Annotated in this window: 23 protein-coding genes; 8 read left to right on the plus strand and 15 right to left on the minus strand. The window is 62.4% G+C overall.

Going from position 1 to position 22,432, the window contains the following annotated elements; translation table 11 throughout:
* Positions 1 to 11: 11 nt before the first annotated feature.
* Positions 12 to 1,496, plus strand: coding sequence for an MFS transporter (locus VM94_RS21410; protein WP_409929626.1), 1,485 nt, complete (start codon positions 12 to 14; stop codon positions 1,494 to 1,496).
* A gap of 4 nt (positions 1,497 to 1,500) precedes the next feature.
* Here VM94_RS21410 and VM94_RS21415 read toward each other — a convergent pair whose 3' ends face one another.
* The 3 genes from VM94_RS21415 to VM94_RS21425 all read right to left on the minus strand — a co-directional run bounded on the left by VM94_RS21415 (position 1,501) and on the right by VM94_RS21425 (position 6,416).
* A complete protein-coding gene (locus tag VM94_RS21415; protein WP_200899247.1) occupies positions 1,501 to 2,553 on the minus strand; it encodes an alpha/beta fold hydrolase in 1,053 nt (350 codons plus the stop codon).
* 28 nt (positions 2,554 to 2,581) lie between these two features.
* Positions 2,582 to 4,027 carry an alpha/beta fold hydrolase gene (locus tag VM94_RS21420; protein WP_046685243.1) on the minus strand — a complete coding sequence of 482 codons (1,446 nt, stop codon included), beginning with the start codon at positions 4,025 to 4,027 and terminating at the stop codon, positions 2,582 to 2,584.
* 85 nt (positions 4,028 to 4,112) lie between these two features.
* Positions 4,113 to 6,416, minus strand: coding sequence for a heavy metal translocating P-type ATPase (locus VM94_RS21425; protein ID WP_046685244.1), 2,304 nt, complete (start codon positions 6,414 to 6,416; stop codon positions 4,113 to 4,115).
* A 98-nt stretch (positions 6,417 to 6,514) separates the two neighbouring features.
* On the opposite strand from VM94_RS21425, the gene cadR reads away from it, so the two are divergent.
* A complete protein-coding gene (gene cadR, locus VM94_RS21430) occupies positions 6,515 to 6,946 on the plus strand; it encodes a Cd(II)/Pb(II)-responsive transcriptional regulator (RefSeq protein ID WP_034748257.1) in 432 nt (143 codons plus the stop codon).
* Positions 6,947 to 6,957: 11 nt separating this feature from the next.
* Complete coding sequence (locus VM94_RS21435; RefSeq protein ID WP_046685245.1) at positions 6,958 to 8,064, plus strand: hypothetical protein; 1,107 nt, start codon at positions 6,958 to 6,960, stop codon at positions 8,062 to 8,064.
* Here the strand turns inward: VM94_RS21435 and VM94_RS21440 are convergent.
* From VM94_RS21440 to VM94_RS21470, 7 genes are all read right to left on the minus strand, one after another.
* Positions 8,058 to 9,611, minus strand: coding sequence for a methyl-accepting chemotaxis protein (locus VM94_RS21440; protein WP_235432977.1), 1,554 nt, complete (start codon positions 9,609 to 9,611; stop codon positions 8,058 to 8,060). The two genes, VM94_RS21435 and VM94_RS21440, sit on opposite strands and share 7 nt — an antisense overlap.
* Before the next feature lie 84 nt (positions 9,612 to 9,695).
* On the minus strand, positions 9,696 to 10,163 hold the full coding sequence (locus tag VM94_RS21445) for a cache domain-containing protein (protein WP_082127837.1): 468 nt from the start codon (positions 10,161 to 10,163) through the stop codon (positions 9,696 to 9,698).
* A gap of 237 nt (positions 10,164 to 10,400) precedes the next feature.
* Positions 10,401 to 10,838, minus strand: a complete 438-nt coding sequence (locus VM94_RS21450) for a hypothetical protein (protein WP_046685247.1) — start codon at positions 10,836 to 10,838, stop codon at positions 10,401 to 10,403.
* A gap of 13 nt (positions 10,839 to 10,851) precedes the next feature.
* Entirely contained in the window at positions 10,852 to 11,238 is a 387-nt protein-coding gene (locus VM94_RS21455; RefSeq protein WP_046685248.1) for a hypothetical protein, read from the minus strand.
* Positions 11,239 to 11,349: 111 nt separating this feature from the next.
* Entirely contained in the window at positions 11,350 to 11,901 is a 552-nt protein-coding gene (locus VM94_RS21460; protein WP_052755872.1) for a DUF4142 domain-containing protein, read from the minus strand.
* 100 nt (positions 11,902 to 12,001) lie between these two features.
* Positions 12,002 to 12,655: an SMI1/KNR4 family protein gene (locus VM94_RS21465; RefSeq protein WP_046685249.1), complete on the minus strand. Its 654-nt coding sequence runs from the start codon at positions 12,653 to 12,655 to the stop codon at positions 12,002 to 12,004.
* Positions 12,652 to 13,059: a MerR family transcriptional regulator gene (locus VM94_RS21470; RefSeq protein WP_046685250.1), complete on the minus strand. Its 408-nt coding sequence runs from the start codon at positions 13,057 to 13,059 to the stop codon at positions 12,652 to 12,654. The genes VM94_RS21465 and VM94_RS21470 overlap by 4 nt, the downstream gene beginning before the upstream one ends.
* Before the next feature lie 70 nt (positions 13,060 to 13,129).
* On the opposite strand from VM94_RS21470, the gene VM94_RS21475 reads away from it, so the two are divergent.
* The gene (locus VM94_RS21475) at positions 13,130 to 13,924 is read left to right on the plus strand and encodes an SDR family NAD(P)-dependent oxidoreductase (protein WP_046685251.1); all 795 of its coding nucleotides are present in this window, start codon (positions 13,130 to 13,132) and stop codon (positions 13,922 to 13,924) included.
* A gap of 3 nt (positions 13,925 to 13,927) precedes the next feature.
* Here the strand turns inward: VM94_RS21475 and VM94_RS21480 are convergent, their stop codons facing one another.
* Positions 13,928 to 15,229 carry an NRAMP family divalent metal transporter gene (locus tag VM94_RS21480; protein WP_046685252.1) on the minus strand — a complete coding sequence of 434 codons (1,302 nt, stop codon included), beginning with the start codon at positions 15,227 to 15,229 and terminating at the stop codon, positions 13,928 to 13,930.
* A 64-nt stretch (positions 15,230 to 15,293) separates the two neighbouring features.
* Positions 15,294 to 16,190 carry a LysR family transcriptional regulator gene (locus VM94_RS21485; protein ID WP_046685253.1) on the minus strand — a complete coding sequence of 299 codons (897 nt, stop codon included), beginning with the start codon at positions 16,188 to 16,190 and terminating at the stop codon, positions 15,294 to 15,296.
* Between the two features lie 101 nt (positions 16,191 to 16,291).
* On the opposite strand from VM94_RS21485, the gene VM94_RS21490 reads away from it, so the two are divergent.
* The gene (locus tag VM94_RS21490; protein WP_046685254.1) at positions 16,292 to 17,731 is read left to right on the plus strand and encodes an amidase; all 1,440 of its coding nucleotides are present in this window, start codon (positions 16,292 to 16,294) and stop codon (positions 17,729 to 17,731) included.
* A gap of 113 nt (positions 17,732 to 17,844) precedes the next feature.
* Here VM94_RS21490 and VM94_RS21495 read toward each other — a convergent pair whose 3' ends face one another.
* On the minus strand, positions 17,845 to 18,273 hold the full coding sequence (locus tag VM94_RS21495; protein ID WP_052755873.1) for a DUF2061 domain-containing protein: 429 nt from the start codon (positions 18,271 to 18,273) through the stop codon (positions 17,845 to 17,847).
* A 124-nt stretch (positions 18,274 to 18,397) separates the two neighbouring features.
* On the opposite strand from VM94_RS21495, the gene VM94_RS21500 reads away from it, so the two are divergent.
* On the plus strand, positions 18,398 to 18,577 hold the full coding sequence (locus VM94_RS21500) for a hypothetical protein (protein WP_046685255.1): 180 nt from the start codon (positions 18,398 to 18,400) through the stop codon (positions 18,575 to 18,577).
* Positions 18,578 to 18,613: 36 nt separating this feature from the next.
* Here the strand turns inward: VM94_RS21500 and VM94_RS21505 are convergent, their stop codons facing one another.
* Entirely contained in the window at positions 18,614 to 19,969 is a 1,356-nt protein-coding gene (locus VM94_RS21505) for a chitinase (protein ID WP_235432978.1), read from the minus strand.
* A gap of 350 nt (positions 19,970 to 20,319) precedes the next feature.
* Here VM94_RS21505 and VM94_RS29195 point away from each other — a divergent pair, with 350 nt between their 5' ends.
* Positions 20,320 to 20,679 (plus strand): hypothetical protein, encoded by a 360-nt coding sequence (locus VM94_RS29195; RefSeq protein ID WP_235432979.1) that lies wholly within the window; start codon positions 20,320 to 20,322, stop codon positions 20,677 to 20,679.
* Positions 20,666 to 21,259: an NAD(P)H-binding protein gene (locus VM94_RS21510; protein ID WP_235432980.1), complete on the plus strand. Its 594-nt coding sequence runs from the start codon at positions 20,666 to 20,668 to the stop codon at positions 21,257 to 21,259. The genes VM94_RS29195 and VM94_RS21510 overlap by 14 nt, the downstream gene beginning before the upstream one ends.
* A gap of 134 nt (positions 21,260 to 21,393) precedes the next feature.
* Here the strand turns inward: VM94_RS21510 and VM94_RS21515 are convergent, their stop codons facing one another.
* Positions 21,394 to 21,699, minus strand: coding sequence for a cyclic-phosphate processing receiver domain-containing protein (locus VM94_RS21515; protein ID WP_046685256.1), 306 nt, complete (start codon positions 21,697 to 21,699; stop codon positions 21,394 to 21,396).
* Positions 21,700 to 22,432: the final 733 nt, after the last annotated feature.

Consider the following 22,432-nt stretch of genomic DNA (forward strand, 5'->3'; position numbering starts at 1 on the left):
TTATGCATCCAATGAAAAAATGGCTGACGCTGGCCATCGTCTCCAGCGCCTTGTTCCTCATCGTGGTCGACATGACCGTGCTCTACACCGCCTTGCCCGCGCTGACGCGCGACTTGCAGGCCACTTCCTCGCAAAAACTGTGGATCATCAACGTGTACGCGCTGGTCGTCTCCGGTCTGCTGCCCGGCCTCGGCACCCTCGGTGACCGTTTGAGCCACAAACCCGTTTTCCTTGCCGGCCTGGCCGTATTTGGCATCGCCTCGCTGTGCGCCGCGTTTTCGCCCGCAGCCGAATGGCTGATCTTTGCCCGCGTGCTGCTGGCCATCGGCGCCGCCTTGATGATGCCGGCCACCTTATCCATCATCCGCCTGACCTTTACGGATAACCGCGAGCGCTCGTTCGCCATCGGCGTGTGGGCGGCGATCGCCTCCGGTGGTGCCGCGTTTGGCCCCGTGCTCGGCGGTTTCCTGATGGAACACTACTGGTGGGGTTCCGTCTTCCTGATCAACGTGCCCATCGTGCTGCTGACCCTGGTGCTTGCCGCCGTCGTCCTGCCGAAACGGGCCGGTAACCGCGACAAGCCGTGGGACCTGGCCGGTTCCTTGCAAATCATGATGGGTCTGCTCGGTGGCGTGTATGCGATCAAGGAACTGGGCAAGTCGCAGCCGTCGTATGCGCTGGCTGCCGCCTCGTTCGCCGTGGGCGCCTTCTTCATGCTGAAATTCGTGCGCCGCCAGAAGCGGCAAGCCAAGCCGCTGATCGACTTCGCCCTGTTCCGCGAACTGCCGTTTTCCAGTGCCGTGGCCGCCGCCATGGTGGCGTCCGCCGCCCTGATCGGCATGGAACTGGCGCTGAGCCAGCACATGCAGCTGGTGCGTGAATTATCTCCGCTGGAAGCGGGTCTGCTGTTGTTGCCGCTGCCGCTGGCGTCCGTGTTTGCCGGGCCGCTGACGGGTTTCATGCTGCCGCGCGCCGACAAGGCCAAGGTGTTGTGGGGTTCGCTGCTGCTGTCCGGTATCGGCATGGCATCGTATCTGGTGCTGCACGACGCCGCCGTCTCGGCGCAAGTGGCCAGCCTGGTGATTCTGGGCCTGGGCCTGGGCGCCGTCATGACGGCCGCGTCCAGCGCCGTGATGCTGAACGTGGCGCCGCAGCAAGCCGGCATGGCCGCCTCGATCGAGGAAGTGTCGTACGAACTGGGCGCCGTGATCGGCGTGACGGTGCTGGGCACCATCCTGTCGGCCGTCTACAGCGCCACCCTGGTGATTCCGGAAAGCGCGGGCCTGTTGCCGAATGCCCATGACACCCTCGATGCGGCGCTGCTGGCTGCCGAGCAATTGCCGGCCGAACTGGGCCTGCAAGTGTCGGAACTGGCCCGCTCGGCTTTCGACAAGGCATTTATTGTCGTGCTGGCCACGGCTTCCGCCATCCTGATGGCGGCCGCGGCCACCATCCGCCATCTGCATCTGCGGGCGCGCCGGGCGATCTCGGTCTGATGGATCAGCGCTTGAGCAACGGCGCCACCTTGTCGCGCAAGACCGCCCACTGGGCGTCGAGCACGACCTGGTTGGGGTCGTGCCCTGCGCGTTTCACCACAGTAAAATCCTTGGCCGGCGCCGTGATGCTGTCAAAATATGTGCGCGCGATAGCGGGCGAGGTCAGCAAGTCCGCTTCGCCCATGATGAAAAACACGGGCAAGTCAAAGCGTGTGCCCAGTGCGGGCAGGTCGACCTTGGCGAACATGCCATCGCCGCGCAGGCCGATGAACTGGATGTACGAATAGTCATCGGCCGCCTCGGCATCGGCCAGCGCTTGCGGCGTGGCGTAGAACGGCGCCGGCTGCCACCAGTGTTTCGGCGGCGCATCCGTTGCCATTCCCTCATATTTGCGGTCGAAGCGGCGCAAGATGCCGAAGTTGCGCGGATCGCGCCATGGCGGCGCACCGAGCGCCGTCAGCTTGTCCACCGTGGCCGTATCGCCGGCCGCCTGCGCCAGCGCCATCACTTCCCGGTACATGCCCGTTTCATTGTCCCGCGCATTGACCACCTGCGCCGTGCCGATATACGCGTGGAACAGGTCGGGGCGCGCCTTGGCCATGTGCACGCCCAGTATCGATCCCCAGGAACTGCCCATCAAAATGACTTTCCGCTGGCCCAGATGCCGTTCGATATAGCGGGCCACGGCGATGCCGTCGTCGCGCATCTGTTCCACCGTCAAGGTCACGTCTTCCGTCGGCCGCTGTTTCGCATACGTCATGCCGGCGCCGCGCTGGTCCCACTGCACCAGGGTGTAGTGGCGTTCCCAGCCGGCGTAGATGGCGTCCGCAAAAGGACTGAGCGCGTTGCCGGGGCCGCCATGAATGAAGAGGATCACGGGATTGCCGCAGGCGGCGCCCGTGATGGTGATCCACTGCTCGATGCCATTGATGGGCACATAGCCTTGCTTGCGGATGGGCTGTGCGGGCGAGGCGCAGATGGACGGGAAGGCGGGCGGCGCCGCTTGCGCCATGCCGTAACAAGATAACAGCAGCAATGCCAGGCCTGTGATGCGCATTTCGTCCTCTTCTCAGTAGTTGGTGGAACTACAGCGTGCAATCCTGCGCCGGCTTGCCGGCAATAAAGCGGGTGCTGGCCTGTTCAAAACAGGCGGGCGCCGTCCATAAAATGAAATGCGGGGCGTTCTGCACGCTGGACAGGGCCACCTTGCCGGCCTTGCTTTGCGTCAGAGCCCGCACTTGCGCCTGCGCGCCCGCGTATGGCGTCTTCGGGTCCAGCGTTCCCTGCAGTACCAAAGTTGGCGGCATTTTCTCCGGCAAGACGCCGAAATAAGTGTCGCGCGGGTAGGTGGGCAAGCCGCCGCCCAGCAGGATGCGGGGCAGGGGACTGGTAAACAGCAAATCCGCCTCGTCGCGGGCGATGTCGGCAACCGTCCAGCCGGGGCGCAACGAGGGCTGCAGATTGTTTTCCGAATTGCTGATGATATTGACCAGCGGAATCGACAGCGGCGACTGGGGATAGCTGCCCAGGCTGGCGGCCGCGTCCGTCAACGTGGCGCGCACGGACGCCAGTTCCGCTTCGCCGCCCCGGTCCAGGTCTTGCAGCAGATACGGGATGCGGGCGCGCGGGGCTGGCACGTCAAGCATGCCGCCCAGGAAATTTTTCAGATTCTTGCCGGGAATTTGCGCCAGCAGGGCGGGATCGGCTTGCATTTTATCCAGCACGCGGCGGTACAGGGTTGCGGCCGGCTCGCCTAGTGCAGAGTGGCAAGCCGCATCCGCATCGCAGAGGGCCAGTACCTGCATGCCGACCGTGTTGACCACGTGCGAACGCTGGCTCAAGTCCCAGCGGGCATCCGTTTGCGGCGGCACCAAGGAGTCGAAGATGACGCCCTGGACGGGTAGCGGCCCCAGCTGCAAGGTGCGCAAGACCAGCTGCGTGCCATACGACACACTATATACATACACTGGCGGCTGTTTGCTTTTGGCCTTGCGTTCACCTTCGATCAAGGCTTGCAAGTCGCGCGCGGCCATCGTGATGGAAAACTGGCTCGCGTATTCCGGCATCAGGTTGATGCCGGCAAAGCAGCTTCCCCATTCGGCGCCAGCCAGGGCTCGGCCGCCGGGACTTTGTTCCGACTCTTCCGCCTTGCACAGGCGCGAAGAATGGCCCGTGCCCCGGTGGTCGGGAATCAGGAATTCAAAGCCGGGAAAGCTGCGGCGCAAGGTAGGCAGCAGGCTGTAGAACGCGGCGCCCGATTCGCCGGGACCGCCCGCCACCAGCCACAGAGTGCCTTTGGCCGGTTTGCCGGCAGGCACATCGGCGGCAAATTTACGCACGAAGACGTGCATGGCATCCGCGTCGCCGATGGCGCGGCCTTGCTCGTCATAACGTCCAGGCACGGTCAAGCCCGAGCACAGGCTGCCGGGGGCGGCCGTATCGGAACAGGGGGTGAAGTACATCGGTTCGGCATGCAGGGAGGAGCCAGCCAGCAGAGTGACCAGCAGGGTCAGGCGGGGAAGAAAGGTCATCGGCTACTTTGGCGGCGGTAGGGAACAGCCGACAAAGTAGCTTTTTTTACAGCAATTGTCCAGATGGAAATATCTTTGCGTGGGACTATGTTTGCTTGGTCTTGCGCAGCAAACGCAAGCCGTTCGCCACCACCAGCAGGCTGGCGCCCACGTCGGCGAACACGGCCATCCACAAGGTTGCCATGCTGGCCAGGGCCAGGCCGAAGAAGACGGCCTTGATGCCGATGGCAAAACTGATGTTTTGCACGAGGATGCTGCGCGTGCGCTGGCTCAGGCTGATGAATTCAGGTAATTTGCCCAGTTCGTCATCCATCAGGGCCACGTCCGCCGTTTCGATGGCCGTGTCGCTGCCGGCCGCGCCCATGGCAAAGCCGATGTCGGCCTGCGCCAGGGCCGGGGCGTCGTTGACGCCGTCACCGAGCATGGCCACCACGCCGAACTGCTGCTGCAAGGCCTTGATTTCATCGAGTTTGTTTTCCGGCAGCAACTCTGCCTTGACCAGGCTGACACCCACTTCGGCGCCGATGCGCTGCGCCGTCTGCGCATTGTCTCCCGTCAGCATCACGGTGGTGACACCCAGCGCATTCAATCTGGCGATGGCGGACGCCGCCGTCGGGCGCAGCACGTCGGCCACGGCGATCACGCCCAGCGCGCCGGCGGAGGTGGCCAGCACCATGGCCGTGTACGCCTGCTGTTCCAGGCCCGCCAGGATGGCTTGCAGTGCCGGCGTTAATACCTTCAATTCCGTCATCAGGCGGGCATTGCCCAGGTAATATGTCTGGCCAGCGATCATGCCTTGCACGCCGCGCCCATGCAGGGCGGCAAACTGGGACACGGGCAAGTGGCTGCCGGCCGGCGGACCGGCCTTGACGATGGCGGCGGCCAAGGGGTGGGCCGAATTGGCGTCCAGGCTGGCGGCCAGCAGCAGGATAGTGTCGCGGCTGCTGCCTTCCATGGCCACCACGTCCGTCACGGCCGGTTTGCCCATGGTCAAGGTGCCCGTCTTGTCGACGGCGATGGCCTTAATGCGATAACCCGTTTCCAGGAATTGCCCGCCTTTGACCAGAATGCCGCGCCGCGCGGCCGCCGTCAGGCCGCTGACGACGGTGACCGGCGTGGAAATGACGAGCGCACAAGGGCAGGCGATCACCAGCATCACCAGCGCTTTATACACCCAGGCCATGAACGGCTGGCCCAGCAGCAGCGGCGGCAGTACGGCCACTAAAATGGCGAAGACGACGACGGCCGGCGTGTAGTAGCGGGCGAAATTGTCGACAAAGCGCTGCGTGGGCGCCTGTTTTCCTTGCGTTTCCTCGATTACCTTGACGATCTTCGCCAAGGTGCTGTTGCCGCTGTTGGCCGTGACGGTGACGTCGAGCAAGCCCCGTTCATTGATGGTGCCCGCATACACGACGTCGCCCACGGACTTGTCCACCGGCATGCTTTCGCCCGTGATCGGCGCCTGGTTGACGGACGATTCGCCGCTTTGCACGATGCCATCGAGCGCGATGCGCTCGCCCGGCTTGACGCGCATCAAGGCGCCGATCGCCACCGTGGCGACGCTCACCTGGTTCCAGGCGCCGCTCGCGTCGGCAACAGTCGCCGTGTCGGGCGCCAGCTGCATCAGGCTGTGCACGGCATTGCGTGCGCGGTTCAGCGACAAACCTTCGATCAGTTCGGCAATGGCAAACAGGAAGATGACCATGGCCGCTTCCGGCCACTGGCCGATGGCGACGGCGCCGAAAACTGCCAGGCTCATCAGGAAATTGATGTTCAGGGTGAACGTTTTCAGGGCAATCCAGCCCTTTTTCAGGGTCGGCCAGCCCCCCGTGGCGATCGACAGCAGGGCCAGCGCGATGACGAGGGGCGAACTGTCTTCATGCGTGGTCCAGGCCAGCGCTTCGGCGGCTGCGGCAGCGAGGCCGGAGACGAGCAGCAAGCCTTTTTGCAGGCCGCTCAGCTTGCCCTCGTCCGGATCGCGCGCAACTGGCGCGTCCGCCTCCATGGGAATGGCCTGCATGCCGATGCCGTGCAGGGCCGCTTCCACCGTGGCCAGCGATGCCAGGGTGTGGTGCACGTCCAGCACGCGGTTCATCAGGTTGAAATCGAGGCCCACGACGCCTGCCATATTGCTTAGCTTGTTGCGGATCAGCCGCTCTTCCGTAGGGCAATCCATGTTGGCGATGCGGTATTTGGCAGTGCTGGCGCCGGCGATGGCCGTACTGGGCAGGGCTGGGCCAGCCGGGGCCGCAGGCGTAGACGAGCACGCATGCTGGCTGGAACAGCAACTGGCCGCCTTCGGCGCGTGCGCATGCTTGTGGTCATGGTCATGGTCATGCGCATGGTCATGCTTGTGTTCGTGGGTGTGGTCGTGGCTATCGTGCGGCATCGCATTCGTCCTTCCGGTTTCGTGTATGCTTCCATTAGAAACCCTGTAGCCGCTACAGGGTCAAGCGCAATTTGCATAAAGAATGAAAAGGGGATGCCATGCGTATCGGAGAACTGGCCAAACGGACAGATTGTGACGTGGAAACCGTGCGTTACTATGAAAAGGCGGGCTTGCTGCAGGAACCTGGCCGCAACAGCGCCGGCTACCGCGAGTACCGGGAAGAACACCAGGAACGGTTGCAATTCATCCGCCATTGCCGCTCCCTGCAGATCGGCTTGACGGATATCCGCGCCTTGCTGGAATTTAAGAACAACCCGGCCGAAGGCTGCCAGAGCGTCAATGAATTGCTTGACCACCATATCTTGCGCATTGCCGAGCAAATGGCGAATTTGCAAATATTGCAGCAGCAATTGGTGACCTTGCGCCACCAGTGCGACCAGCCGCAGCCTTCGCAAGACTGCGCGATCCTGCAAAACCTGTCCGAGGCGGCCAGCGGCCACGACTGCGCCTGCCATACGGAACTTCATTGAACGATTGCTGCATGCTGAAACTGAAACTGAAACTGAAGCTGATACCGAGACCTGGAAGAACTTTACTGGCCATATCCCTGCTGTCGCCGCTGAGCCATGCGGCCGATGTGCCTGCCGCAGCCGGCCACTACCTGACCCTGTACGCCGCGCCCGGCGTGCCGCAAGACGATGACCCGTATAGCTGGAGCACGGCTGGCGGCAAGCTACTGGCGAAAGGGGTGACGAAGGCGGACGGCCGCGCCTATGTCATGGGGGAGGAGGGCGAAGACACGTATATTCTGAAAACCGTCAGCATGCGCTGGCAGCTGAAGGTGCCAGCCGCATGCTGGCAGGGCGCGCCGGACGCGTTCCAGCAATGCATGCAACTGACCAGGACCACGAGCCGCCATGACGAGGAGCAGGATGCGCGCACGCTGGCGGAGCAGCAGAAAGAAGTCAAGATGCAGGCCAGGATCGCCGCCTACGCGGTGGCGGCCCGCGCCAACGACGATGCGCTGGCCTGGCTGGGCCGGCTGCCCCCGAGCTGGACGATAGAGAGTTATGGCACGCGCCTGCTGGGCAGCGGCGACAAGATTGCCGCGCAGATTGGCAATGCGCTCAAGGATGGCGGGCCAGATGCGCGCCAGTTCGTCTGCCGAGCGCCCGTTGACTACGGCTCCGTGCCGGACCAGGCCGCAGTCGAGGCGTGGATGGCATTGCCAAGCGACGTGCGCAAGGTACGCTCAGGTTCCGCCTGGGATGCGCTGGTGGCGGCCGGCGAAAAGGGCAACTGGATGGCCCGATTGGAACTGTATTACGCCTTGTCCAGCGTCAATGTCAGCGAATTGAGCCTGCTGGAACAGTACCGCATCGTGCAATTGATGGAATGGCTGCACAAGAAACAGGTCGGCGGGCTATATGGCTACTTCAGCGCCGGCATGCCTGTCACTCCCGGCAATTTGCCCAGCGCCACCTGGCGCAAGCAGGAGCAGGCCTCGCTGTATGCGGCCATGCTGGGCAGTTACGAGGATCAGAACAGTCGGGGCAGCGTCTTGCAGACGGACCCGGACCCCGCGCTGGCAGATGCCGGCAGGAAAATGCTGGCCTGCGCCAAGGCTGCGATGCCGGACCGTTACTGACGCGGCAGCAACGGCGGGCCGCCATCGCCCAGGCGGAAGGCGTCGACCACGCGCAATAAATCATGCGCCTGGTCCTGCATGCTTTGCGCGGCGGCGGCCGACTGTTCGACGAGGGCTGCATTACGCTGGGTCAATTCATCCATTTCCGTGATGGCATTGTTGACCTCTTCGATGCCCTTGCTCTGACGCTGGCTGGCCGCCGTGATGTCGTTCATGATTTCCGTCACCTGCTGGACGGAGGCGACAATATCGCCCATGGTGCGCCCGGCGCTGTCGGCCAGCTCGCTGCCCGTTTCTATCCTGGCCACGGAATCCTCGATCAGCTGCTTGATTTCGCGGGCCGCCGTGGCCGAACGCTGCGCCAGGCCACGCACCTCGGTGGCGACGACGGCAAAGCCGCGCCCCTGTTCGCCCGCGCGCGCCGCTTCCACGGCCGCGTTCAAGGCGAGGATATTCGTCTGGAATGCGATGCCGTCGATGACAGCGATGATGTCGACGATGCGCCCGGAACTGGCCTTGATCGAGCCCATCGTCTCGACCACCTGGCCCACGACGCGGCCGCCCTCGAGCGCCACGTTCGACGTCGACAGCACCATCTGGTTGGCCTGGTGCGCATGGCTGGCGTTTTCGCGCACGGTATCGGTCAAGGCATGCATGGATGACGCCGTTTCTTGCAAGGAATGGGCTTGCGACTCGGTGCGGGCCGACAAGTCTGCATTGCCCAGCGCGATTTCACTCGCTTCCACCGTGATGGTGGAGCCCGCCTGGCGTATGTCGCCCAATAACGTGTTCCAGTTTTTCAGCACGGTGGCCAAGGCCCGGGTCAGCTTGCCCACCTCGTCGTCGCCCTGGGCTTCGATATGCGTGGTCAGGTCGCCGGCGGCCAGGCTTTCAGCGGCGCGGCAGGCGTCGTCGATGGGCCCCACCACGGAACGCGCCACCCACGTGGCGATCAGGGCCAGCAAGGCAAAGCCGATGGCCATGGTGCCCAGCGACAACCAGCCGGCGCGCTGGCCCGCATTTTTTGTCTCCTGCAAGGCCTCGACCGTGTGGTGGTCGAGGTTGAGGAGCACCTGGCGCAGCTGCCCGCGTACTTGCTGGTAGTGTCCGGCGGCATTTTGCATCGCCGCCACGCCCGTATTCGGGTCCATGGACGCCAGGTCCAGCGCCTGCGCCACGCTGGCACGGTAGCGCTCGACACCGGGCAGCGCCTGGCCCGCTTCCGTGGCGGCGCCCGAGAATTTCTGCAGTTCCTTCAAGCCTTGCGCGATGGCGTTCAGCTGGCCATCCGTTTGCGCGCCGAACTGCTTGAACTGCTCGTCCGACAGGCTGGCCGCGATGGCGATCTTCGCGTACACGTCGGCGTGCACCTGGCCCAGGGCAATGGCTTGCTGGTTGGCCAGCCGCTCGGCCGTCAGGGTGACGTCTTTCAATTCGTGCATGCGCTGCTCGTTTTGCTGCATGGCGAAATAGGACAAGGCGCCCATGGCCAGCAGGCAAGCCAGCGCGACCACCGGGACGATCAACATCTTCTGTGCGATTTTCATTGCGGCCCATCTCGTTGAAAAATTCGTTAAGAAATTCGTTGACAGATCGGTGTGCCATCCCGGCGCTGGCGGCGCAGCGGCTGGCTACAGGTAGATGCCGCCGCAGACGACGGAATCGGCCAGCTTTTCGCAGTACATCACTTTCGGTTCAATTTTCTTGGTTTCCGGATTCGTGAATTTGTATTCCTGCCAGAACGTGCCCTTGCTCTTGGCCAAGTCGACCCGTTCCTTGACGAAGGCCTTGCCGTCGATATCCTTCAGCTCGATCAAGTTCTTGCCGACCATTTTCGGGTTGGCGCCATGCGCGGCAACCGTGCCGTCAAGTTTGTAGACGACCAGGTACAGGTCGTGCAGGATGAATTGCGGCGACTTGGCCGTGATCTCGCCATACGCCTTGGCGTCGCCGGCGCTCTTGATGTAGGCCACGCCTTTCTTGACCATGGCTTCCGCGTCGGCGCGCGTGGCGCCGCCTTCGGCAGCGCTGGCGATACAGGGCAGCGTCGCGGCGGCAAGCATGACCGACAGGCAGATGGCAGGGGCGAACTTGGGCATGAGAATCTCCTTCACATTGCGGCAGGGGAAACCGGCGGGGAACCGGTGCGGTGAGGCGGCGCCTACGAAGTGCCGACGGTTCATGGTAGCGCGATGCCAGCAGACATGCGCTGGTGCAACAGTATTTTTTTGAGTGGGGCGTTTTTGCAACGCTGCGTGCAAGCGGCCGCAATCGCGTTTACAGAGGGAAAGAGATTTTGCAGGCTATCGTGTCGATAGTGTGGTGTTGGCGCCGCGCTACCAGCTGGCCGGATCTTCCGCCGCCGCGCGCGCCAGGTCGTCGCGCCAGTCCTGCTGCGCCAGCCGGTAAATGTCCACGAAAAAGGCGCGCGGGTCGTCCATCTCGTCCCAGCGGGCGGGCAGGGCGTAGGTGCTCTCGGGGTCATGCTCGAGGATGGCCTGGAAATCGTAGGCGGGGTCTTGCAGCGCCTGCGCCAGCACGGCCACCAGCGCATGGCGGTGGCGGTAGCTCAGCTCCTTGTACTGCGATGTGATGTGGCGCCGTATCAGCGCCGCGCGCTGGACGGGGTCGTTCATGTCCCAGGTGTCCAGCTCCAAGCCCAGAGTGTGTTCGCGGTCGTACATGTCGAAGGGACCGAGGAAATGGTAGAGCGTAGGTTCATACGGCACGTCGACCCAGGGTCCGCGCAGCCCCTTTTGTTTCAGTTCTTGCATGGTCGCTCTCCGCTCACGCGCATACAGGCAGGGTCCAGCCTTCATCACCGAGGTCCGTCGGGTAGATGGCGCGGGTCTGGTTATCGCCCCAGCGCGCATGGTCGAGAATGCCGTCTTCGTGCATGTCCAGCACCCATTCCGTGCTTTCCAGCAAGGTGCCATCCTTGTGGTAGACGCGGAAGAAAGTGGACGTGCTCAGTGCGCGCACGATGTTCTGCGGCACGCCGTTGCCGTAGTGCGGCACATAGGTCTTGATCACGCACGTGCCCCGGTCGTTCCACTGCTGTGCATATACGGTGGCATTGCGCGCCGCGCTGACCTTGATGAAGAGCCAGCCTGCCAGCAGGAGGATGAGCAGGAAGGCGGCGGCGATCAGGCCGGTTTTCTTGAGTAGCTGCATGAGGTCATGGCATGGCCAAAAACGAAGTTGCCGCATTGTATGTCAAGAGCAGATATGCTTGCCGTACGGCACGTACAGCAAGCATATCCCCGCTAATTGCCGTCAACTTGGCTATTTCCCCACCGCCGAGTGCAAGGTATTGGCCATTTCCAGGTGATGTTGCAACGCTGGCAAGGTCTTCGCGGCGAAGGCCTTGATGTCGGGGTCGCTGGCCTTTTGGCTGGCGTCCGTAAACAGCTTCACGGCATCCTTGTGCGCCGCCACGCCGATGGTGGCCGCATATTCCTTGTCGAACTGCGGGCCTTCCAGGCGGCTCAGCTTGTCGATCTGCGCCTTGTGCTTGGCGCCAGGCTGGTCGCTGACCTCGATCTGCTTGCTGCTGGCCAGCTGTTTCAGTTCGTCAGCCACTTTCGTATGGTCCGTGACCATGGCATCGGCGAATGTCTTCACTTGCGCATTGGTGCTCTTGCTTTGCGCCACTTTACTAGCGGCAATTTCCGTGCTGCCCGCATCGGCGGCCTTGCTGAGGAATTGCTTGTCGTACGCGCCCGGCGCGGCAGCGGCGATGCTGTTGATGGCGATGCCGCTCAATAAGGCCACGGCGGCGCCGATGGCCACGCTTTTCAGGGAGGGCGTGCGGGAACTGGTGGTAGGGATAGGCATGACAAGTCCTTTCATGTGTAGTTTTTTCTGCAAGCTGATGACAATGTTAAGCCCGCAGCCTGCGCACACCCATAGGACAGTCGCGATTCTGCCCGTAGGACTAGTCCTGTTCGTTAGCGCACAATTCGACTTGTTTAAGGGCATACAAAGCGGCGATGCCGGCATCGCGGCGCCAGGCTGGCATGCCGATATCGAGCCACTGCGCCATCGCGTCCAGGTGCGATGGTTCCGAGACGCTGTGTTCGAGTTCATCGAGCACCGTGTCGCGGTCGATATACAGGCTGTCCAGCCAGGCGTCGAACGAGGGCGCCAGTTCCATCAGGCCGTGGGCGCGCTTGCCCGTCCAGTCCGGCAACTCCTGCACATAGGCCAGCACGCGGCCGCCGCCTTCTTCCGTCATATCCAGGTAGAGCATGGAATTGCCGCCATCGCGGGCGAACGGCAGGATGCGCACGGGCATGTCCGTATGCTTGCGCGCGGCGCGGATTTCGCCGACCAGTGTTTCATCGCAAAAATCGCCTTCATCCGCGCTGAAGAAGGTATTGAAGCCCATTTTTTCCACGCCGCCATTGCCGTCTGGCACATCAGTGGTGTAGTCAAAACAGGCGCCGTTGGCCACTTGCAAGAACGCCAGGAAGGCGCGCGGCAGGGACGCTTCCAGCAAGGCCTCGATGGCGGCGATCTGCCGCAGCGTGGGGGCGGGCTTGGCGCCCTCGATCGCCAGGTGGCGGTATTGCGTGTAATAGTTGCTCATTGATTATCCTGGTATTTATCCTTGTATATATGCACTGGCGCCACATCGTCGCAGCCCGTCTCCACCTTGGCCAGTGCATCGACGAGGCCGGCGCGCAGCACGGCCATCGAGCGGGCCTTGTCGTCGATCTGGGCAATTTTCGTTTCCAGCATAACTCGTTTGGTCTGCGCATCGAGCGCGTTTTCCTGCCAGACGGCAATCACGTCGGCGATTTCCTTCAAGGTAAAACCCAGCGCCTTGGCGTGGCCGATCAGCTCGATGCGCCGCAAGGCTTGCGCCGAATATTCCTTGTAGTTGTTCGTCAGGCCCGGCTGCGGCGCCTCGTCCAGCAGCCCCTGGCGCTCGTAAAAGCGGACCGTGTCCTTGCTGACGCCCGTCAGGCGGGTGATTTCTCCGATGCGCATCGATTCCCCTTGACCGTGGACTAAAGTCTACAGTTTACATTAAACGCTCCATCTACTCCACAACAATGCCATGACCGCCTTCAATTACACCAACCAGACCGTGCTGATCACGGGCGCCTCGTCCGGCATCGGCCGCGTCTTTGCGGAAACCCTGGCCGCGCGCGGCGCCCATTTGCTGCTGCTGGCCCGTTCCGGCACCGTGCTCGACAGCCTTGCCAAGGAACTTTCGCAGCGCCACGGCATCCGCGCACATGCGCTGGTGGCCGACCTGAGCCTGCCCGGCGCCGCTGCGCAAGCCCATGCGCAAGCTTGTGCGCTGGGCATGCCGCCCGACGTACTGATCAATAACGCGGGTTTCGCCACGCATGGCCGCTTCGAAAGCATCGACCTGGCGCGCCAGGCGGCCGAAGTGACCGTCAATTGCACGGCGCTCATGGAAATGACGCACTGCGTCTTGCCCCACATGCTGGCAAAAGGACGGGGCGCCATCATCAACGTGGCCTCCACGGCGGCCCTGCAGCCCGATCCCTACATGGCCGTGTATGGCGCCAGCAAGGCCTTCGTGCTGTCGTTCTCGGAGGCGCTGTGGGCGGAAAACCGCAGCCGCGGCGTGCGCGTGCTGGGCCTGTGCCCTGGCGCTACCGAGACGGCCTTCTTCGACGTGGTGGCCGCGCCGGAAGCGGCGGTGGGCAAGCGCATGGATCCGCAAGCCGTCGTCGATGAAGCGCTGCGCGCGCTGGACCAGGGCCGCAGCAGCCACGTGGCGGGCAGGCCGAACCGGCTGCTGGCCTGGCTGCCACGCTTGCTGCCACGCCAAACTGTGCTGGGCATCGTGGAAGGCATGCTCAAGCCGAAGACGGCCTAGGCATCAGAAGGCCATGGTAGCGAACATGGCCAGCACGGCCGTGGCCATGACGATGGTCGACAGCCAGCCCAGCGCCCGCAGGCGGCGCGAAATGGTAAGCGTTCCCATGATGGCGGTGCGCGACGCCATCACCATCATCAAGGCCATGATGGGCACGGAAATCACGCCATTGACGACGGCGCTCCAGTACAGGGCCTTGATGGGATCGAGCGGCGTGAAGCACAGGGCCGCGCCGATCACGGTGGCCGTGACGATGATGCCGTAGAACTTCTTGGCGGCCCGGGGCGCCAGTTCCAGGCTGTTTTTCCAGTGAAAGGCGCCCGCCATGGCATAGGCGGCCGAGCCGGCCAGCACGGGAATGGCCAGCAAGCCTGTGCCGATGATGCCCAGGCTGAACAGGGCAAAAGCGAACTCCCCGGCGATGGGGCGCAGGGCGGATGCGGCCTGGGCCGACGTATCAATATGCGTGATGCCTTGCGCGCCCAGGGTCACGGCCGTGGTCAGCATGATGAAAAACGCCACCAGGTTGGAAAAGCCCATGCCGATGGCCGTGTCCATCTTGATGCGCTGGAATTGCCGTGGCGCCTGTTCCGGCGCGCGGCGCAAGGCTTGTGCGCCAGCATCCGCCTGCAAGTCTTCCACTTCCTGCGATGCCTGCCAGAAAAACAAGTAGGGGCTGATCGTCGTGCCGAACACGGCCACGATCATGGTGACCGAGGCGGCCGACCAGGTGAAATGGGGCCAGACGGTGCGCAGCGCCACTTCGCGCCACGGAATGTGGATCGTCAGCACCGTGGCCACATAGGCCAGCAAGCCCAGGGTCAGCCATTTCAGGATGCGCACATATTGTTGATAGGGAATGAATACTTGCAGCAGCAGGGACAGCAAGCCGAAGCCCACTGCGTACAGGTGCGTGGGACCGCCGATGATCAGGGTGAGGGCATCGCCCATGGCGGCAACGTCGGCGGCGATATTGATGACATTGGCCAGCAGCAGCAAGCCGACGATGGCGTACAGCAGGGAACGGGGATAGTGGCGGCGGATATTCGTCGCCAGCCCGTGGCCGCTGACCCGGCCGATCTTGGCGCTGATGACCTGGATGCCCAGCATCAGTGGAAAGGTCAGGCACACGGTCCACAGCATGCCGAAGCCGAACTGGGCGCCCGCCTGCGAATACGTGGCGATGCCGCTGGGATCGTCATCGGCCGCACCCGTGATCAGGCCGGGGCCCAGCTTGCCCAGCCAGGTGTCGGATGGGGCTGCCTGCTGGCGGACGGCGTCCGCGCGGCCGCTGTCGGTGCGCATGCGTGGCTCCTGTGTCGTGAAGCGAGCAGCGTATCACAGGCGGGTGGGGTCTTTTACAGATAACTCACAGGGCCGCCATGATGCGCTCGCGCAACCAACGGTGCGCCGGGTCCAGGTGCATGCGCTCGTGCCAGACCATGGCCATCTCGTAGTCGGGCAGGCTGACGGGCGGCTCCCACATGCGCAAGCCGCCCAGCGCGTTTTTCAGCAGGCGCGAGGGCAGCAGGGCGACCATGTCGGACGTTGCCAGCAGGGGCGGAACGATAAGGAAATGCGGCACGGACAACACCACCTTGCGCGTTCGTCCCAGCAATTCCAGCGCCGTATCGACGTTGCTGCGGAAACCGCCGCCGTTGGGCGAGACGATGATGAATTCCAGCGCGCAAAATTGATCGAGGTCGGGCGGCGCTTGCAACTGCGGGTGGTCGCGGCGCCCCGCCAGCACGTAGTGCTCGCTAAACAGGGTGCGGTGGCGCAAGCCGGACGGCGCTTCTTCCTGCGCCAAAAAGCCCAGGTCGACCTGGCCGCTTTCCAGGTCTTGCGCCATGCGCACCGGCACGGCCTCGAACACGGCCATGCGCGACAACGGCGCCTGCGCGCGCAGGGACGGCAACATGGGCAACAGGATCGCATATTCGGTGGCGTCGGCCGCCGCCAGATTCCAGCGCACCTCGGCCGTGGCCGGCTCGAAGGCCTGTTCCGGCTGCAAAACTTGCTCCAGCTGGGCCAGCACGGCTTGCAAGGGCGCGAACAGAGCCAGCGCACGGGCCGTGGGCAGCATGCCGCGTGGACCGGGCAACAGCAGCGGATCGTCGAAGGCGGCGCGCAGCTTGCCCAACTGCACGCTGACGGAAGGCTGGCTCAGGTGCAGCCGCGCGGCCGCCCGCGTGACGTTGCGCTCGATCAACAGCGCGTTGAGAGTCAGCAGCAGGTTCAAGTCCAGCTTGCGCAAATTGTTCATGGCTATACCTTGTATATCAACTATTCATTTCCACTATGATAGCGCAAGCCCTACAGTGGTTCCTGTGATCCTCACTCTTCATCTATTACAGGAATAAACTGATGCAACTCCATGAATATACAAGCTTTGATGGTCTGGAACTGGCCCAGCTGCTGCGCGATGGCGCCGTTTCCGCCGTCGAATTGCACGATGCGGCCATGCGCGCCTGCGTCGTCGTCAACCCGCACATCAATGCCGTGGTCGAGCTGTGGCCGGCGGATGTGGCGGCCATTGACCACGCGGCGCAGTTCGCCGGCGTACCCTTCCTGATCAAGGACGTGGCCGTCACGATGGCGGGCCAGCGCAGCGAAGCGGGCAGCCGCCTGGGCTCTGGCCACGTCGCCGCGTTGGACTCGCACCTGATGACGCAGTTCCGCCAGGCGGGATTCGTCACCTTCGGCCGCACGAGTACGCCCGAAATGGCCTTTGCCACCACCACGGAACCCGTGCTGTACGGCGCCACGCGCAATCCCTGGAACGTGTCATTAAGTGCGGGCGGTTCCAGCGGCGGCGCGGCGGCGGCCGTGGCGGCCGGTATCGTACCGCTGGCCCATGCGACGGATGCGGCCGGTTCCATTCGCGTGCCGGCCGCCTCGACGGGCCTGTTCGGCTTGAAACCGAGCCGGGGACGAGTGTCGAACGGCCCGGCCATGGACGAAATTTTCAGTGGCCTGGGCGTGCAGCTGGGGGTGAGCCGCACGGTGCGTGACAGCGCCGCCTTGCTTGACGCGGTGCAAGGAATACTGCCGGGCGAGCCGTATGTGACGGCTGCGCCCGACCACAGCTGGCTGTCGCAAGTGAGCGTGGCGCCGGGCAAGCTGCGCATCGCCGTGCAGCGCGCCACCTGCAATGGCGCCCATCCCGTGCCTGCCATCGATGCCGCGCTCGATGCTACCGTGCGCTTGCTGGAAAGCCTGGGGCACCACGTGGAAGAAGTCCCGCCCGCGCTGGGCGTGTCGTGGGAAGCGTTCGTGCAGGCGAACGCCAGCATCTGGTGCGCGAACCTGGTGCCGTGGATAGACGCCTTGGCGCAGGAGAGCGGGCGCGCCGTGTCGCGCGACACCCTGGAAGCGGCGACCCTGGCTTGCTACCGCCATGGCAAGACGGTCTCGGCCGTCGATTTCGTGGCCGCCCTCGACGTGCGCAACACGGTCACGCGCCAGGCCGGCGCCTTGTTCGGCCGGTACGACGTGCTGCTGACGCCCACCATGCCGGATGTGCCGTGGCAGCTGGGGCGCTATGGCGAAAAGGAGGAAAAACTTGACGGTGTTGGCTGGACGGCGCGCCTGTTCGAGCATTCGCCGTACACGCCGCTGGCGAACGTGGCCGGCTTGCCGGCCATGTCCGTGCCGCTGGCGCAGTCCGCAGACGGATTGCCGATCGGCATGCAGTTCATGGCTGGCTATGCGAACGATGGGATCTTGCTGCGCCTGGCGGGACAGCTGGAGCGGGCGGCGCCGTGGGGGAAAAGGAGGCCTCACGTGTGGGCGGGCAATGTGTAGGCATGCTTTGCGGACGGCCTAAACCGGCCACCATACCGGCTTTGGCCAGCGGCAAGAAGCTGGGGTCGGACCTGCCGGGTCCGACCCCATTCCTTGTTCTTGGGTGAAAAATATCAGGTGGGTAGCGTCGCCAGCGGCGCCGCGCCTCGGCTTTCCAAACGGAAGCGGGCTCTTTCCCACAGCCGATCATGGAAGGGCAGGACGATCACGTTGCAGATCGGTTCGACCACGGCCAGCAAGCCGCCGAAGGCCATGGAACCCGTGGCCCAGTACATGACACTGAAAGCCACGCCCATGTGCAGTGCCGTCTGGCTGAGCTTTTCACCGGCCAGCGCGGCAAAGCCCAGGCGGCTGGCGGCGTAGCGGCGGCGTATCGCATGCCAGGCTTTTTCGTGCCATGGCAGCAAGGCAACGTTGATGACCGGCTCGATGATGGCTGCCAAGCCACCGAGTGCCAGGGAACCCGTCAGCAAATAGGCGAGGCCGAAGGCGATCGACGTGTGCGTGCAGACCTGGCTGAATGTTTTGATGGCTGTGAACAAGGGAGGCTCCTTTCTGTTGAATTCGCTTATCCTTGATTCAGATAGTAACGATTCTCATTTACAAAAGAAAGCAAAATATTTCAACTGGACTAATAGATTTAAGCTATGGGTTGAGAAATATCAATTGCCCCTGTTTTGGGGAGACATCGCGCTGCGCCGGGTCGACGCGACTGCCGCGCAAGTGGCCGGCTTGCTGGTGGCCACCATGGACGGCGTCAAGCACAGACAAGGGGGAGGGGAGGCGCTACGCCAGGGCATGGCGCTGCACATACGCTTGCTGGGCGCGGCCCTGCTGCGCATGTAAGCGGCAAAGCTCGCATGCGCATTGGGGCCAAGGCTGTTACGGCAAGGTTTTCAGCACGGTCTTCGTCGGCACGGAGAAATTATAGTTGTCGTGGCGGTCCCAGTTGATCGACCACGTCATGACGCCGCGGAAGTCCGGATACGCCTGAAGCGGCTTGATGGTGCCGCAGTTGAGCAAGCGCGTCAGGCAATTGAGGGCGTTGCTGACGTCGGCATTCGTCGTAAAACCCGAGCCGGCCGAGCTGCGCCCCGACGGCACGCCAAAGCCCACCTGGTCCGGACGCAGGCCGGCGAAGGTATTGCTGCCGTAATTAAACCCTTCGATCAGCATGCGCGCCGTGGCCACCAGCTGGTCGGCCGAGCCCGCCTTGATGGCGCCCGTCGCGTACGGCGTATAGATATCGCCATTGTTGTAATACTGCGGGTGCAGCACCGTCAGCTCGCTGCGCAGGGCGTTGATGATGGGAATATAGGCGCCCCAGATGCTGCCATAGCTCGTGTAACCCCCTTCCACATACACCCATTCCGGCGCCATCGACAGATAAAAACTGTTGCCGACCTTGGCTTTCAGGTTTTTCACGGCGATCGGCAGATAGGTCTGGATGGCCGCGCCTTGCGCCACGCCGTTTTCCAGGTCCAGGTCGATGCCGTCGAAACCATATTTGGTGATGATGGCGTACAGGCTGTTGGTGAAATTCGTCGCTTCGGCCGTGTTGCCGACGGAAACGGAGCCATTTTGCCCGCCCAGCGACAGGATGACTTTCTTGCCCTTGGCACGCTTGGCGGCCACGTCGGCGATGAATTGCGCTTCCGTGCCCGCACCCGGATCGATGGTCAGGCTGACATTGCCGCCGCCCGCGTTGTCGCCGAACGAGACGACGATCACGTCCCAATCGTCGCTGACTTGGCTGATCGGATAGGTGGCGCCGCTGGGGTTGGTGAAGTTGTGCCAGTAGCCGATCAGCGCGTGTTTCGCCAAGCCCGTGGGGGTAGGCGTCGGTGTTGGAGTAGGTACCGGAGTTGGCGTCGGTGTCGGGGTGGGAGTCGGCGTAGGTGTTGGGGTAGGCGTGGGAGTCGGTGTTGGGGTAGGAGTCGGCGTCGGCGTCGGCGTGCCACAGTCTCCCACCGCCGTCCAGGGCTGGCCGCTGCCGGCGCCGCCGCTGCTGGTCGACGGGTTATTGCCTTGCGTCCACCAGTTGGCCGTGTAATTGACGTTGTTGTAGCTGGCCTGGCCGCCACCGTTGTAGGCCGTGCCGCTGTTCCACGGCGCGTAGCAGGCGACCGCTTGCGTGGCGCCTGCCAGCAGCTGGCTGGCGCCTGCGCTGGATCCTTCGCTGCCTCCGCCGCAGGCTGCCAACGTTCCCCCGAAGAGGGTAATGATGAGGGTATTCATGACTGTCCGGTTCATTGCGTCTCCTTGTGTATTTTTTTGCCGGCCGGCTGGACACCGTCCGATTTTTCAGAGTGCAAGCATTGCAGGTGGTAGTCAACTGGTTTTATTCTTTGCGCAAAATCACAATACCAGTTGCCGCCTTACCCCAGACGATGGTCGATGCGTACCATACCAGTAGCTGTTTTCCAATGAGCTGGTATGGTGTCCGGAACGGCGGCGGGAGCAGGGCGGGGAAGGGAGGAGGAATCTCATAGCGGCTACGGCGTTGTTTCCTGGCGTAATACGGCACACGACACGCGACAGCTCCAGCAGCATCTGCGCCAAGGTCACGGCCTGATCATCGGAATTTAATGTTGAGATTTCTCATTGAAAATAATCTGCAAATAGCTGATTCCGTTGCTTATTTTGCTAATATCGCTGGCAGTGAAAGCTGGTTTCGGGTGGCAATTCAGCACGAGCCAATGCGATGGACCGGCACGCATCACGGGGTTTTGCTTTTTAAGCGCATGCGTTCCTTTCGTCAAAGAAAGCCTTTAACTTCCTGCTTGGCACCGTGCCGCGACGAAAGCGAGAAGATGAAAAAGATATTGATACTGGACGCAGGCGGCCAAGTAGCGTATTGGGTCATTCATGCCTTGGCGGGTCGTGAAGACATCGCCTTGACGTTGTTGTTGCGCAATCCCGGCAAACGGCAGCGTGCCGGCCGGTGACGTATTGGACCAGGCATTGTTGCGGCAAACTATGCCCGGTCACGACCTGATCTACGCCAATCTGGTCGGCGACGATATGGAAGACCAGGCCAACAGCATTATTGCCGCTATGCAGGTCTCGCATGTCGAGCGGCTAATTTTCGTACTGTCGATGGGCATCTACGATGAAGTTCCTGGCAAATTTGGCGAGTGGAACAATGCCAGGCTGGCGGAACACCTGAAACCATTCCGCCGCGCCGCCGACGCCATCGAAGCATCGGGCCTGGCATACATGATCGTGCGCCCAGCCTGGATGACGAACGAAGACGAAGTCGACTACGAACTGACGACACGCCATGCGCCATTCAAAGGCACCGTGGTGTCGCGCAAGAGCGTGGCAGACTTGATCGTCAGCATCATCGAAGCGCCAGAATTGCACCTGCACGCCAACCTGGGCGTGAACAAACCAAACACGGACGGGGACAAGCCGTATTTCATGTGGCTTGTTCAAGCGGCAGCGACAGAGGCAGCGCAGATAGGGGAAATCGCGTTTGCGATTGGGGCGTTGGTAAAATGGAGGTTTTCTCAAATCCAGCCATAACTTCGCATAATTTATATTATGTAAAACCACGTCCTAAGTTAGGGATGTTCATTTCGGGCGCCCTAACACTCTGATGTAATTTCAGTTATGGGGAAATAATAAGTGAAAAAATTGCTACCGCCAGGTCTTGGCCGTCAACTGACCTTACGCTCGATAGCCATCCGGCTGATCGCAGCAATTCCAGCCTCCATCTTCTGACGTGCTGAGCTGTTGGCCGAATGAACGAAGATAATTGGAGGATTAAAGCCGCGCAACGCGACCGCTTCCTCAATCCACAAGATAACGTCATACCCGGTGCCTCGTTCATCATCGCCAAGATCATGGTCGAGGCTGATCTCGACAACCGCACCGGAGGTCAATAGTGATACCGCCTCATCAGGCCAGTACACTCGAGTCCATCCTTCAGGCGTATTTCGCTCGTCGTCGAGGTAGACCTTCATTTCTTATACTCCGGAGATAGTGGCACGTGCCCCCGTCGTGATGATACCTTATGAGCCGCATTCACCGAACGTCACAGTCTCATTCCGCATCTTCAGTCGCGTGGCGATTGCCTGGATCTAAGGCCAATACCTTGGCATTGCCGGCGCGAGCGCATTCGCGGTCTCCCGATGCAAACAGGGCTACCTTGGAAAGGGCCAGCTTGCATCCGTTAACTGCCCGGCTGGCAATGCCTAATACGACTAGTATCCAGATTCTGGTCAGTTCAACCAGATGTTGGAACCTAAGCGGGTCAGTAATGCGTAGCGTCACTCGAAGATCGATTTTATGGCCGTCGATTCGACCACTTCGAAGGCTCGCGCTGCGGGCGGGGGCCTGTTCCATCTTTTTTTGGGGGCCTCGAGACGGACACGCCCTGCCCCCTAGCTCTTTGCGGCCTCGCCAAACGCCCCGGAAAGGCCTACGCCTTGGGCGCCATGAGTACTGTTGATAGAGGTGATGCGCCTTTAACCTCGCGTAGGGAATGGCGCCTCGGAATCCATGGATGCAACCGTCAGCGTGTTTTGTGATGCATCGGGTGATCATCCGGTATAGTGTTTTGGGATCCCCGCATCTTCGACTGGATGATCTTAAGCGGAAGCAGAGGCTCTCCAATTGCCTCCCGGCGCGCGCCCTCTCCTTCCTGAACAAAACCATTACTGGAGAGAATATTGATTCCGGCCGGTGCTCCATCAT

Source organism: Janthinobacterium sp. KBS0711 (assembly GCF_000988085.1).
Lineage (GTDB): Bacteria > Pseudomonadota > Gammaproteobacteria > Burkholderiales > Burkholderiaceae_D > Janthinobacterium > Janthinobacterium lividum_E.

What these genes read in the sequence shown, in the direction of transcription:
- VM94_RS21420 (WP_046685243.1), bottom strand. Translation starts at nt 4,027, where the DNA reads ATGACCTTTCTTCCCCGCCTGACCCTGCTGGTCACTCTGCTGGCTGGC.
- VM94_RS21460 (WP_052755872.1), bottom strand. Translation starts at nt 11,901, where the DNA reads ATGCCTATCCCTACCACCAGTTCCCGCACGCCCTCCCTGAAAAGCGTG.
- VM94_RS21445 (WP_082127837.1), bottom strand. Translation starts at nt 10,163, where the DNA reads ATGCCCAAGTTCGCCCCTGCCATCTGCCTGTCGGTCATGCTTGCCGCC.
- cadR (WP_034748257.1), top strand. Translation starts at nt 6,515, where the DNA reads ATGCGTATCGGAGAACTGGCCAAACGGACAGATTGTGACGTGGAAACC.
- VM94_RS21435 (WP_046685245.1), top strand. Translation starts at nt 6,958, where the DNA reads ATGCTGAAACTGAAACTGAAACTGAAGCTGATACCGAGACCTGGAAGA.
- VM94_RS21490 (WP_046685254.1), top strand. Translation starts at nt 16,292, where the DNA reads ATGCAACTCCATGAATATACAAGCTTTGATGGTCTGGAACTGGCCCAG.
- VM94_RS21440 (WP_235432977.1), bottom strand. Translation starts at nt 9,611, where the DNA reads ATGAAAATCGCACAGAAGATGTTGATCGTCCCGGTGGTCGCGCTGGCT.
- VM94_RS21415 (WP_200899247.1), bottom strand. Translation starts at nt 2,553, where the DNA reads ATGCGCATCACAGGCCTGGCATTGCTGCTGTTATCTTGTTACGGCATG.
- VM94_RS21450 (WP_046685247.1), bottom strand. Translation starts at nt 10,838, where the DNA reads ATGCAAGAACTGAAACAAAAGGGGCTGCGCGGACCCTGGGTCGACGTG.
- VM94_RS21475 (WP_046685251.1), top strand. Translation starts at nt 13,130, where the DNA reads ATGACCGCCTTCAATTACACCAACCAGACCGTGCTGATCACGGGCGCC.
- VM94_RS21485 (WP_046685253.1), bottom strand. Translation starts at nt 16,190, where the DNA reads ATGAACAATTTGCGCAAGCTGGACTTGAACCTGCTGCTGACTCTCAAC.
- VM94_RS29195 (WP_235432979.1), top strand. Translation starts at nt 20,320, where the DNA reads ATGTTGAGATTTCTCATTGAAAATAATCTGCAAATAGCTGATTCCGTT.
- VM94_RS21465 (WP_046685249.1), bottom strand. Translation starts at nt 12,655, where the DNA reads ATGAGCAACTATTACACGCAATACCGCCACCTGGCGATCGAGGGCGCC.
- VM94_RS21470 (WP_046685250.1), bottom strand. Translation starts at nt 13,059, where the DNA reads ATGCGCATCGGAGAAATCACCCGCCTGACGGGCGTCAGCAAGGACACG.
- VM94_RS21515 (WP_046685256.1), bottom strand. Translation starts at nt 21,699, where the DNA reads ATGAAGGTCTACCTCGACGACGAGCGAAATACGCCTGAAGGATGGACT.
- VM94_RS21480 (WP_046685252.1), bottom strand. Translation starts at nt 15,229, where the DNA reads ATGCGCACCGACAGCGGCCGCGCGGACGCCGTCCGCCAGCAGGCAGCC.
- VM94_RS21425 (WP_046685244.1), bottom strand. Translation starts at nt 6,416, where the DNA reads ATGCCGCACGATAGCCACGACCACACCCACGAACACAAGCATGACCAT.
- VM94_RS21455 (WP_046685248.1), bottom strand. Translation starts at nt 11,238, where the DNA reads ATGCAGCTACTCAAGAAAACCGGCCTGATCGCCGCCGCCTTCCTGCTC.
- VM94_RS21410 (WP_409929626.1), top strand. Translation starts at nt 12, where the DNA reads ATGAAAAAATGGCTGACGCTGGCCATCGTCTCCAGCGCCTTGTTCCTC.
- VM94_RS21505 (WP_235432978.1), bottom strand. Translation starts at nt 19,969, where the DNA reads ATGAATACCCTCATCATTACCCTCTTCGGGGGAACGTTGGCAGCCTGC.